The following is an 11,058-nucleotide window of genomic DNA, read 5'->3' on the forward strand; positions in this document are numbered from 1 at the left end:
CGCGAAACCCGCGCCGGGGTGTTACCAAATCGAGATAGCTAACCACAACTCACACCCCTGAACGTGATGTTTCGGTCAAACCCCCTCACGGACAAGCGAAGACCCCGCATCCGGACAGGATGCGGGGTCTTTTCACACGTGCAGCGCGCGGATCACCTCGGCGGCGCGGGCGGCGCCGGCTGCGTCGGATCCTCCAGATGGCAGCGCTGGATCTCGTACTTCGGTACCCGGTCGATGCGGTACTTCGCGAAGTCGAACGCCTGCATCAGGTTGTGCCGCCAGCGGTCGAAGGTCAGCGGCGCCCGCGAGGAGGCCAGCATCGCCTGAGTATCCGGGCAGGACAGCGCCGTTCGGGCCTGGTCGCCCCACTTCTCGTCCAGGAACCACGGCATCCACGGGTGCCGGTCCACCATGCCGGTGTCCACGACCACCCAGTCGGGGTAGAGGTTCTTGTCGTGCCCGATGCGGCCGTCGGTGAGCCGATCGGTATGCGAGGCAAGCGGATACGCCAGACCCATCTGGTCGATGACACGCACGTCCAGCGGGACGTTCATGCTGGTCATGCCCAGATTCAAGAAGAAGACCACGTGCTCGCCATTGCCCTCCGGCACCGGCGCGGGCACCAGATACCAGTTCATGAACGAGGGCGAGTTGAGCAGCAGCGCACCATCCGGCGAGTTGGCGATGTCCCGGACCATGGCGCGCATGCGCGGATAGTCCAGGTAGTCCTCGGCGCGGATCGGGTGGTCGTGCCCGGTATTGAGCACGTAGTAGATGCGCTCGTCCACAATGCCGTTGGCGCGGATCTTGGTCCCAGTGGTGATGGCGGTGGTGTTCGCCGCGAACAGCGCCCAGCCCGCCGTGCCCACGAAGGCGGCCGCCACCAGTACGAAAGCCCAGTCCAGGCCGCGCATTCCGGACTCATCCCGGCCGAAGCCCCGCGCGGGCCGCAGCGGCAGCACCGACACCGGCAGGAGCAGCAGGAACAGCTGCGGCAGCAGCATGCGGCCGTGCATGAAGTCGCCGCCGACGCGAACCTCGTAGACGGTGAGCAGTACACCGCTGCCGACCATGAGCGTCACGATCGCGGCGGGGGTGCGCAGCCACACGCTGAAACGGTGAATCCGCGCGCGCCAGTTCTTGTCTCCGGCGCCGGCGGTCGCGTCTGCGGCGGCCGGATGGTCGGCCCGGCGCTGCCGGACCAGCACGATCGCGGCGATCGTCAGCACCAGCAGCGGCAGCCACAGCCAGTAGGGACCCACCAGGTCCCACATATAGATGACGCCCTGGTGCCACTTCGCGCCACCGGCGTCCTTGGCCACGGCGGTATTCGGATAGGGCAGGCCGTAGTAGCCCATCCGCCAGATCTGATATCCCAGCGGCACCAGGCCCGCCACCGCCACCACCAGGCAGCGGAAAACCCAGGGCCGCAGCCGGGTTTGCGGCACCGGCGCGCAGAACAGGATCAGCAGCGCCAGGCCGCCGACCACCGTCATCTCCGGCCGCACCAGCGGCGCCAGCCCGGCGAAGAACACCAGGCCGAAAAAGCCTGCGGGACGCACCCGTTCGGCCTGACTCCAGCGAATCAGCCCCCACCACAGCACCGCCAGCCAGAAGATGACCAGGCAGTTCTCCAGTCCGGAGGTGGCGTAGTCGCGGGCCGGGGGCAGCGCGATGTAGACCAGCGCGCCCGCGGGCACCAGCAGCGCGGACCCGGTGCCGCCCCACAGCCGGGCCGCGCCCAGCATGGCGAACACCATGGCCAGCACCGAGAGCGTGAGCGTGATGCCGAGCACCACGTACTCCAGCCGCATGTGCGTGAGCCAGCTGAAGAACCAGACGACGTAGGTCCAGGCCGCGCTGGTATTGGTCTCGACGCGTTCGCCCGGATTGAAGACCGGACCGTTACCCGCCATCAGGTTTCGCACCGTGCGCAGGACGATCAGGCCGTCGTCGGCGATCCAGCGCCGCTGCCACGCGCCGGCCGCGAACAGTGTCGCGGTCAGCACGATCCCACCGATGAACGTGGCGCGGGATAGTCGCGAGATGCGTGCGGAGGCATCCGCACGCCGACGGGCGCGACCGACCGGCAATTGTGCCGTCGGCGCGCCCGTCTCTCGCTCTTCTCCCTCTACCACGTCAGGTGAGATAGACAGCGACACCCAGGGCTCCGATCAAGGCGACTGCGAGGAACTGGAGGACACGGTCCCCCAGGGCGATCTCTTCCGGCTCACCCGCTTCGCCGCCGTCGACATCCACCGCGTACCGCATGATGGCGATGACGAACGGAATCATGGAGATGGCGAACCAGATGGTGTCCTTGGCACGATCCTGCTCGAACGCCCACAGACCGTAGAACACGACGACCGCGGTGGCCGACAGGGTCCAGACGAAACGCAGGTAAGTCGGCGTGTAGTACTCCAGCGACTTCCGGATCTTGGCGCCGGTGTCGAGCGCGATCTTCAACTCGGCGTAGCGCTTTCCGGCCGCCATGAACAGCGAGCCGAACGCCATGATCAGCAGGAACCACTGGGACAGATGGATATCCGAGGAGACGCCACCGGCGACCGCGCGCAGCAGGAAGCCCGAGGACACGATGCAGATGTCCAGCACCGCCTGGTGCTTGAGACCGAAGCAGTAGGCCAGCTGGATGCCGATGTACACCGCCATCACCACGGCCAGATGCCAGTTCGCGGTGAAGGACAACAGGATCGAGCCGAGCAGCAGCACCGCCGACAGCCCGTAGGCCAGGTTCACCGGCACCACGCCGGCCGCGATGGGCCGGAAACGCTTGGTCGGGTGCGCCCGGTCGGCCTCCACGTCGAGCGCGTCATTGACCAGGTAGATGCCCGAGGCGGCCATGCAGAACACCACGAAGGCGATGGCGACGTGCCCGAGCACCGACAGGTCGGTGATCACGAGCGTGCCGCCGGCGGTCTTCCCGGCGGCCAGCGGCGCGGCGAGCACCAGCACGTTCTTGATCCACTGCCGGGGGCGCATGGCCTTGATCAAGCCGCCGCCCAACGTCTTCGGCGGTCCCTTGATGACCGCCTCTGCCAGGTCGGTGGTGGTCGGCTCTTCGCTCATGTCAACGGTGGCTCTTTCCTGGGCTGTCACTTGGCGAGTCTCTTTTCGGCGGCGAGCACGGCTGCGGCTGATGCTGCGCCCAGCGCGGAACCCGCCAGCACGTCGGAGGGGTAATGCACGCCGAGGACGACCCGGGAGAGCAGCATCGGCGGGACGAGCACCGCAGGCAAGGGTAGCCCGGTGAGCCTGCCCAGCAACACAGCCGCCGCCGCGGTGGAGGTGGCGTGCGAGGACGGGAAGCTGAGCTTCGACGGCGTCGACACGTTGACCTGCACGGACGGATCGTGCGGGCGGGGGCGGCGGACGATGCGCTTGATGACCACCGAGGCCGCGTGCGCGCCGAACGCGCCGACGGCCACGCCCGCCCACTGGCGGCGGCGCGGCTTGTCGAGCAGCGCTCCGGCCGCGGCGATGCCCAGCCAGCCCAGCGAGTGCTCACCGAAATGCGACATACCGCGCGCGGCCTTGACGACCGCAGGATGCTGCCCGATGGTGCCCTGCACCAGGTTGATGATCTTGACCTCGGCCGGGGACGCGACCGGGGCCGCCGGCGCGTCCGGGACCACGTGCAGGCCGCGGTCCGGGCCGGAAGCAGTATGAGCAGCGGTCATTTGGGTTCGTTTCCTGATTCAGTATCGATACCGAAGACGTTCTCCCACGCGGCCTTGCTCGTGAGCTGCGCGTGCGCGCGACGGTACTGCTCGCGCACCTCCGGGAAGCGCTCGGCCAGCTCCTTGCGCAGGCGCATCGCTTCCTTGAACAGCTCCATGGCCTTTCGCGGATCCCGCTTACGGTAGACGACGCCGCGGCCGTCGGCAGTGGTAACGGTGACACCGTCCACCTGCGAGAGCAGGAACCAGCGCGCGTCCAGCGTGGGCACATTCAGCTGCGGGGTCTCATGGTGCTTCAGGTTGGCCTTGCGGAAGTTGTGCAGCACGCCCTTGCCGAGCCGGGCCACCTTGGCGATCGGATTGCCCGGCTCGCCGACCGCGCCCACCTCGGCGTGCGAGGCCAGCGGCAGTTCGGTGGAGGACGGCAGGATCACCGCGTCCGGGTACTCCTTGCGCATGGCGTGCACCTTGCCCAGCGCGGTCGGCAGCAGTTCGAACAGCTTGTCCGGTCCGGCCAGGTAGTCGCGGATCGCCTCGTTCTGAATGGCGACGGTCGAATACTCCAGGCACAGCAGGTGTTTCAGTGTGGCCTTGATGGTGTTGACCACCATCGGCCGGCCGTCGTTGGGCAGGTGCAGCGACGCCACCACCAGGCGGTTGCGCAGGTGGAAGTAGGCCTGCCAGTCGATGGCGTCGTCCTTGTCGGACCAGGCCATGTGCCACACCGCCGCACCCGGCAGGGTGACGGTCGGGTAGCCGTGTTCGCGTGCGCGCAAACCGTATTCGGCGTCGTCCCACTTGAGGAACAGCGGCAGCGGCTGCCCGATCTCCTCGGCCACCTGCCGCGGGATGACGCAGGTCCACCAGCCGTTGAAGTCGACGTCGATGCGCCGGTGCAGCAGCTTGGAGTTGTCGCGGTCGCGCAGCGGGTTCTTGGCGAAGTCGTGGTCGTACTCCACGTTCGGGGCCGCGGTCCACATGAAGATGGAGCGGTCCACCACCTCGCCCATGACGTGCAGGTGTGAACGCTCCTGCAGGTTGAGCATCTGGCCACCGGTCAGGATGGGCGACTTGGCGAATCGCGAGAAGGCCAGCGCGCGCAGGATGCAGTCCGGCTCGATCTCGATGTCGTCGTCCATGTAGACGATGTATTCGGCGTCGGTGGTCTCGAGCGCCTCGTACATGACCCGGCTGTATCCGCCGGAACCGCCCAGGTTGGGCTGGTCGTGGATGGCCAGCCGGCCGGCCAGGCGGGCCGCGGCCTCGGTGAAACCGGGCTCGTCGACCACCTTGCGGGTGCCCTGGTCGGGAATGATGACGGCCTTGATCTTCTCCAGCACCAGCGGGTCGGAGCCGAGGGCGGTCAGGGTTTTCACCGCGTCGGTGGGACGGTTGAAGGTCGGCATGCCGACGGCGATGCTGCCCTCACCCGGCGCCTCGATCGGCGCGTACCAACCGCCGCTGCGCATTTCGACATGGCTGTCGGTGGTGATGTCGAACCAGATCCAGCCGCCGTCCTCGAACGGGCCCAGATCCACCTCGAACTCCACGAAGGCGGCGGCCGCCGCGCCCTCACCCGGCGTGCTGAACTCGTTGCCCTGCACGTGGATTCGCGAACCGTCGGCCTTGGAGCGGTAGACGTCCACGCGACCGTGGCCGGACAGCTCCAGCTTCAGCACCACCGTCTTCAGCACGCTCCAGCGCCGCCAGTAGCTGGCCGGGACCGCGTTGAAGTAGGTGCAGAAGGAGACCTCCGACTCCGCGCCGATGGCCAGCGCGGTGCGCGTAATGGCATGCGCGCGACGGGAATTGGTCTCGGATTCCTCGAGGTACAGCTTGCGCACGTCCAGCGGTTCACCCGGCCGGGGCAGGATGATGCGCTGGAGCAGGGATACGGCGCGAGTCTCGGTGGTCATGTCTTCCCGCGTGAGTTGGGCGGTCATTCGGCGACGTCCACCAGCGGCGCACCGGATTCCAGGTGCGGGCGCAGCACATTGTCGAACATGCTGAGCGCGGCGCCGATGGCCATGTGCATGTCCAGGTACTGGTAGGTGCCCAGGCGACCACCGAACAGCACCTTGGCCTCGGTGGTCTCGGTCTTGGCGCGCTCCCGGTAGGCCAGCAGCTTGGCGCGGTCGTCGGGGGTGTTGATCGGGTAGTACGGTTCGTCGCCGGTCTGGGCGAAGCGCGAGAACTCGCGCATGATGACCGTCTTGTCGGTCGGGTAGTCGCGCTCGGGGTGGAAGTGGCGCGGCTCGATGATGCGGGTGAACGGGACGTCCGCATCGTTGTAGTTCATGACCGAGGTGCCCTGGAAATCACCGGTTTCCAGCACTTCGGTCTCGAAATCGATGGTGCGCCAGCCGAGCTCGCCCTCGGCGTAATCGAAGTAGCGGTCCAGCGCGCCGGTGTAGACGACCGGAGCGTCCGGGTTCTGGGCGCGGATCTCGTCACGCACCTCGAACCAGTCGGTGTCCACGCGGACCTCGATGAGGTCGTTCTCGGCCATCTTCGACAGCCACGCGGTGTAGCCGTTCTTCGGCAGGCCCTCGTAGGTGTCGTTGAAGTAGCGGTTGTCGAAGGTGTAGCGGACCGGCAGGCGGGTGATGATGCCGGCGGGCAGCTCCCTCGGGTCGGTCTGCCACTGCTTGGCGGTGTAGTCCCGGATGAACGCCTCGTAGAGCGGGCGGCCGATCAGCGAGACGGCCTTCTCCTCGACATTGGTGGCGTCCTGGGTCTCGATCTCGGCGGACTGCTCCGAGATCAGCGCGCGGGCCTCGTCCGGGGTGAAGTAGCGGCCGAAGAACTGCGACAGCAGGCCCAGTCCCATGGGGAACTGGTACGCCTGTCCCTTGTGCATGGCGAAGACGCGGTGCTGGTAGCCGGTGAACTCGGTGAACTGGTTGACGTAATCCCACACGCGCTTGTTCGAAGTGTGGAACAGGTGGGCGCCGTACTTGTGGATTTCGATGCCGGTTTCCGGGTCCGCCTCCGAGTACGCATTGCCACCCAGGTGATAGCGGCGTTCCACCACCAGGACTCGCTTGCCGAGCAGGTTGGCGGTGCGTTCTGCGATGGTCAGCCCGAAGAAGCCGGAGCCGACGACGATGAGATCGAACGGGGATGCGACGGTCACGGGTGCCCAGCGTACCGGCATCCCCGGAATGTGCGCGGGGGCTCCGCCGGGGTGGGGTGGCACGGTTCGCGCGGAGCCGCTGCCGCGACTTTGCCAGGAGCGTGTGTCAACCCCGCGAGAGTAGGCCGCCGAGTGACTCGTGTCATCCCGCTGAGTGGGAATGGTCGCGATGTTTTTGCGCAATGTTCACGAAACCGCAGACAGCTGCGTCACGAGAGCTGTATTACATACCCACTCGAACTGACCGTACGACCAGTACCAGTTTTTGCCGTGTGTTTGCGCGGCCGTGCCCCTCGCTCGACCTGGAAGACCCACACATGCGCTTCACTCGCTTTGCCCCACTCGTGGGGGCGCTCTCCATCACCGCCGTGCTCGGCACGGCCGCCCTGGTACCGGGCGCGGCCCCGGCCCGCGCCGACGAGGGTGACACCCTGGCCGCCGCCGAGATCGCCGATGCGGGTGAGCTCTGCGGCAAGCCCGGAGCGGCCACCTTCGACGACGTCATCACGGCGGCCGCCACCGCCATCCGCACGGTGGTCCCGGCCGGGCAACAGACCGCCTACGACCGGTCGGTCGACGATTTCCGGCAGAACATCGCCTCGATCCACGTGCACCGCCACGGCTTCCTGCCGCTGAGCCCGGACGAGGTGAACGACCGTACCCAGTTCCTCGACGACCCGATCGTCACCTACATCGTCAACAACCTCGACGCCATCCGGACCGGGCAACTGCACCAGACCATCGCGGTCTCGCAGCTGAAGGTGCGCGACGTGGTCGAGGTGTTCATCCTGGCCACCCGGATCGTGAAGATTCCGGCGCAGTTCGCCTCCAGCCTGGTGCCGACCGTGGGCTTCGTGCTCAAGCCCATCGTGGGCGCCATGTTCAACGGCGTGCAGTCGCTGGCGCGCGCGGTGCAGTCGCAGCTGTCGGTGGGCTGCGGAGCCAACGGCGTCTACCAGAAGCTGCAACTCGATCTGCCCGATGAGCATGTGGACGTGCCGCAGCCGCTCATCGACCTGGCCAACCAGCTGGTCGAGGCCGACGGCAGCTGCACCCCGCTGGCCGAGCTGAAGACCTCCGAACTGGTCGAGCGCACCCGCAACTTCCTCACCGGCGCCGCCGGGCTGCCCGTCGACCCGGCCGCCGTGAACGCCAATGCCGATGCGCTGCAAGGCTTCCTGCAGAGCAACCGGGTCGCCGACGTGATGATGCTGCGCCGTACCGAGCAGCTCGGGCCGATCGTGGACGCGCTGGACTACGGCCCGCTCACCTTCCTGGCCAACCTGGGCTTCGACATCTACGAGGGCCGCGCCCTCGACACCGTGCCCCTGGCGGATGTGAAGGTGGAGAACGTCTTCGCGCTCATCACCTTCGCGCTCGACACCACCAGCCTGCTGCTCACCGTCGGCAATACGATCGCCGGATTCACCGGCGTGGCCTCGACCATCACGACTCCGCTGGGCATCGCCCAGACCATCGCCTTCGCGCCCGCCACCTATGGCGCGCCGATCCTGCGTGGTGTCATGCAGTCCATGTGCGCGGCCTGATCCACCGGCATTGCGAACAGCCGTCCGGCCGAAAGACCGTGCGGCTGTTCGCTTTCCAAGTCGGTCACCGGGTCGTACGCCGGGACACGTCGGCGTGTCGGCTGAACGTCCCATTCGGCGTGGGGCATAGACACGCGGATGACGTCGGCACAACCGGCGCGATGCTGCACTGCGATTCGAGGAGCTGCGGCGGCGGGTTTTCCAGCTACAGCCGAGTGCCGGCGTACGCCCGGATCGCGTCGCGGACGTACTCGGCGGTTCCCTCGCCGTGTTTGTCGTAGTTCTTCGCGAATCGCGGGTCGGCCACGTACATGTCACCGAGACCGTTGAAGTACTGGGCGTCGACGGGTCCGCCCGTCGGGGTCGTACCGAGCCAGTCGTAGTGGCGCTGCACGATCGCCTGTACCTCGTCGCTGTCGACCGGGACTCCGTCCGCGTGGGCGCGGCCGTAGTCGGCGGCGATATCCACGTGGGTCTGGAGGTGGGCCTGCTTCTCGGCCTCGCTCATGGAGTTCCACCAGCGGTTGCCACTGTCCCAGGCATCCGTGCCCCAGCGTTCGATGACCTCGTCCCGGTACTGGCCGTGGTCGAATCCGTCGAATACCTCGTTCGCCATCAGTTGCTCACCTGCTTCCGTTTTGCGCAATGTGGTTTGCACCGAGGTGATTTGCCGCGCGATCCGGTCCTGCTCGTGTTTCAGCAATTCCAGATGGGCGCGCAGGGCGGCAGCGGTGTCCTTTTGCCCGGCGAGAACTTCGGCGATGGCCGGCAGGCCCAGGCCGAGTTCCCGGAGCAAAAGGATGCGCTGCAACCGTACGAGGGATTCCTGGTCGTAATAGCGATAGCCGTTGGATCCGATCCGGCTGGGCGGCAGCAGCCCGAGGTCACCGTAATGCCGCAGGGTGCGGCTGGTGGTTCGGGCCACTTTGGCCAATTCCTGGATGGACCATTCGGCTGCCATGTTCGAGCCTTTCGTTTCCCCTCGTTCTCCTCGACGAATTCAGGATGCAAGTTGACGTTGCGTCAATGTCAAGCCTTGATCAGTATGCGCCTACGCGCCGTCGGTGCACTGGCTGTAGCGGATGTGCACGGACTGCTTCGGCGGGGCCGAGCTGCCGAACATGGCCGCCGGCGCCGGCATCCAGTTGGTCAGCCGGTTCATGGCGTCCTGCTCGGCTTCGGCCCGATTGCTGCCCGAACCGCCGTAGTAGTAGGTGTGGTCGGCGCTCTCGGCGATGGCGCCGCAGCCGTCGCGGAACTGCACCATGATCTTGCAGCCGCGGTGCGCGCACTGGCTCAGCGCATCGGCGTCGGAGCCGGCCCAGCTCGGGTAGTTCCAGGCCGCGCCGTAGAAGGTGCCGCCGTCGGTGCTCATCGCGAGCGAGCCGTACAGCGAGCCGTCCGGTCCGCGCTCGGCGCTCGCGGTGCCGGCCCCCACCGTCGAAACCAGCATCGCGGCAGCGGAGACGAACATGGTCAGGGCGAGTTTGCCCGAAAAAGCCATTGGAAATTCTCCCCATTCGGCAGCGGCGAAAATGGCCGCTCCGGTTGCACTCCCGTGGTGCGATCACCACTGCCGGAGTTCTATCACGGGCCACCGACACGGCCAAGTCGGTTTCGCGCCGGAACCGGCTGCCGCGCAAAGCGTTCCGAATAGGCCATCGAATCGGTCGGCCCGGACGTGACTTGCGCCGGGTAGGCGGGCGTGAGAGGCTCCACGCGCGCGCTACCGGACTCCCGATTTCCGCGCGCGCACGAATTTCGATATTCGGGGGATGAGGAAAACCCAATGTTGTCTGCGGGCCGCGCCCGAGTTCTGTCCTGGGCGGCCGTGGCCGCCACCGCCGTGAGCTCCACGCTCCTGTTCGCCGGGCCCGCGGACGCGGCCGCACCGGTGGTGCTCGGCGGTGGTTCCGGCGTCTATGTCGAGGACCTCGCCGACTCCAGCTCGGTCAACGACTGCACCATCACCGCCATCGGCTACGACAACAAGAACCAGCTCGTGGGCCTGACCGCCGGCCACTGCGGCGAGGTCGGCGCGCGCGTCGCGGCCGAGTACACCCGCTCCGGGGGCATCGGCGTCATTGCCGCGAAGGGCGAGGAGATGGACTGGGGCATCATCGTGTTCAACCCGGACCGGGTGAACCCGACCCGCCGGGTCGCGCAGTCGGTTATCAACTCGGTCGGCGCACCGCCGCAGATCGGTGAGAACGTCTGCAAGAACGGCCGCACCACGGGCTTCACCTGCGGCCCGGTCTGGGAGACCAGGTCCACCTACTTCCGCAGCCAGGTGTGCGCCAACCACGGTGACTCCGGCGCGCCGGTGCTGCGCGGCGACCAGCTGATCGGCATGGTGGTGGCGGGCACCGACTTCAATGCCGGGCCGGTCAGCATCGAGCTGCCGCTGTGCACCGGCGGCGGCAACCTGATCCACGAGCCGGAGCTGGCCACCAATATCAGCAGCGTGCTGGCCGATATCGACAGCCAGGGCGGCGCGGGCGCGGGCTTCCACGTCGCCTGATCTCCGAGACAGTTCTACGCCGCGGGGGGGGGGGCGGGGGCGCGCGGGAGCGGGGGGGCAGCCGGGAGAGCCGCGACCCGTACCCCGGGGGGGGGGGGGGGCGGGGGGGGGGGGGCCCCCCCCCCCCCCCCCCCCCCCACACCCCCCCCCCCCACG

The 11,058-nt window shown here is 67.5% G+C and carries 9 protein-coding genes; 2 read left to right on the forward strand and 7 right to left on the reverse strand.

The window, feature by feature from the left end:
* Positions 1-152 precede the first annotated feature (152 nt).
* Genes zomB through glf form a run of 5 tightly spaced genes read right to left on the reverse strand, consistent with a single transcriptional unit; the run spans position 153 to position 6,855 of the window.
* Complete coding sequence (zomB, locus tag ABZV44_RS44405) at positions 153-2,093, reverse strand: flagellar motor control protein ZomB (protein ID WP_354851095.1); 1,941 nt, start codon at positions 2,091-2,093, stop codon at positions 153-155.
* Between the two features lie 46 nt (positions 2,094-2,139).
* Positions 2,140-3,087, reverse strand: a complete 948-nt coding sequence (locus ABZV44_RS44410; RefSeq protein WP_354851072.1) for a decaprenyl-phosphate phosphoribosyltransferase — start codon at positions 3,085-3,087, stop codon at positions 2,140-2,142.
* A gap of 26 nt (positions 3,088-3,113) precedes the next feature.
* Positions 3,114-3,698, reverse strand: a complete 585-nt coding sequence (locus tag ABZV44_RS44415; RefSeq protein WP_354851075.1) for a phosphatase PAP2 family protein — start codon at positions 3,696-3,698, stop codon at positions 3,114-3,116.
* Positions 3,695-5,641, reverse strand: a complete 1,947-nt coding sequence (locus tag ABZV44_RS44420) for a glycosyltransferase (RefSeq protein ID WP_354851078.1) — start codon at positions 5,639-5,641, stop codon at positions 3,695-3,697. Before ABZV44_RS44420 ends, ABZV44_RS44415 begins: the two co-directional genes overlap by 4 nt.
* A complete protein-coding gene (glf, locus tag ABZV44_RS44425; RefSeq protein WP_354851081.1) occupies positions 5,638-6,855 on the reverse strand; it encodes a UDP-galactopyranose mutase in 1,218 nt (405 codons plus the stop codon). Before glf ends, ABZV44_RS44420 begins: the two co-directional genes overlap by 4 nt.
* Before the next feature lie 296 nt (positions 6,856-7,151).
* On the opposite strand from glf, the gene ABZV44_RS44430 reads away from it, so the two are divergent.
* On the forward strand, positions 7,152-8,381 hold the full coding sequence (locus ABZV44_RS44430) for a hypothetical protein (RefSeq protein ID WP_354851082.1): 1,230 nt from the start codon (positions 7,152-7,154) through the stop codon (positions 8,379-8,381).
* A 205-nt stretch (positions 8,382-8,586) separates the two neighbouring features.
* Here ABZV44_RS44430 and ABZV44_RS44435 read toward each other — a convergent pair whose 3' ends face one another.
* Together ABZV44_RS44435 and ABZV44_RS44440 are read right to left on the reverse strand one after the other, a co-directional pair.
* Positions 8,587-9,342, reverse strand: coding sequence for a MerR family transcriptional regulator (locus ABZV44_RS44435; RefSeq protein ID WP_354851084.1), 756 nt, complete (start codon positions 9,340-9,342; stop codon positions 8,587-8,589).
* Positions 9,343-9,432: 90 nt separating this feature from the next.
* Positions 9,433-9,885, reverse strand: coding sequence for a DUF4189 domain-containing protein (locus ABZV44_RS44440; protein ID WP_354851087.1), 453 nt, complete (start codon positions 9,883-9,885; stop codon positions 9,433-9,435).
* 285 nt (positions 9,886-10,170) lie between these two features.
* On the opposite strand from ABZV44_RS44440, the gene ABZV44_RS44445 reads away from it, so the two are divergent.
* Positions 10,171-10,902: a S1 family peptidase gene (locus ABZV44_RS44445; RefSeq protein ID WP_354851090.1), complete on the forward strand. Its 732-nt coding sequence runs from the start codon at positions 10,171-10,173 to the stop codon at positions 10,900-10,902.
* Positions 10,903-11,058 lie beyond the last annotated feature (156 nt).

The organism is Nocardia sp. NPDC004860 (assembly GCF_040609015.1).
Classification (GTDB): Bacteria; Actinomycetota; Actinomycetes; order Mycobacteriales; family Mycobacteriaceae; genus Nocardia.

Coding starts and splice junctions, on each gene's coding strand:
- ABZV44_RS44435 (WP_354851084.1), bottom strand. CDS start 9,342: ATGGCAGCCGAATGGTCCATCCAGGAATTGGCCAAAGTGGCCCGAACC.
- ABZV44_RS44420 (WP_354851078.1), bottom strand. CDS start 5,641: ATGACCGCCCAACTCACGCGGGAAGACATGACCACCGAGACTCGCGCC.
- ABZV44_RS44430 (WP_354851082.1), top strand. CDS start 7,152: ATGCGCTTCACTCGCTTTGCCCCACTCGTGGGGGCGCTCTCCATCACC.
- glf (WP_354851081.1), bottom strand. CDS start 6,855: ATGCCGGTACGCTGGGCACCCGTGACCGTCGCATCCCCGTTCGATCTC.
- ABZV44_RS44445 (WP_354851090.1), top strand. CDS start 10,171: ATGTTGTCTGCGGGCCGCGCCCGAGTTCTGTCCTGGGCGGCCGTGGCC.
- ABZV44_RS44410 (WP_354851072.1), bottom strand. CDS start 3,087: ATGAGCGAAGAGCCGACCACCACCGACCTGGCAGAGGCGGTCATCAAG.
- ABZV44_RS44415 (WP_354851075.1), bottom strand. CDS start 3,698: ATGACCGCTGCTCATACTGCTTCCGGCCCGGACCGCGGCCTGCACGTG.
- ABZV44_RS44440 (WP_354851087.1), bottom strand. CDS start 9,885: ATGGCTTTTTCGGGCAAACTCGCCCTGACCATGTTCGTCTCCGCTGCC.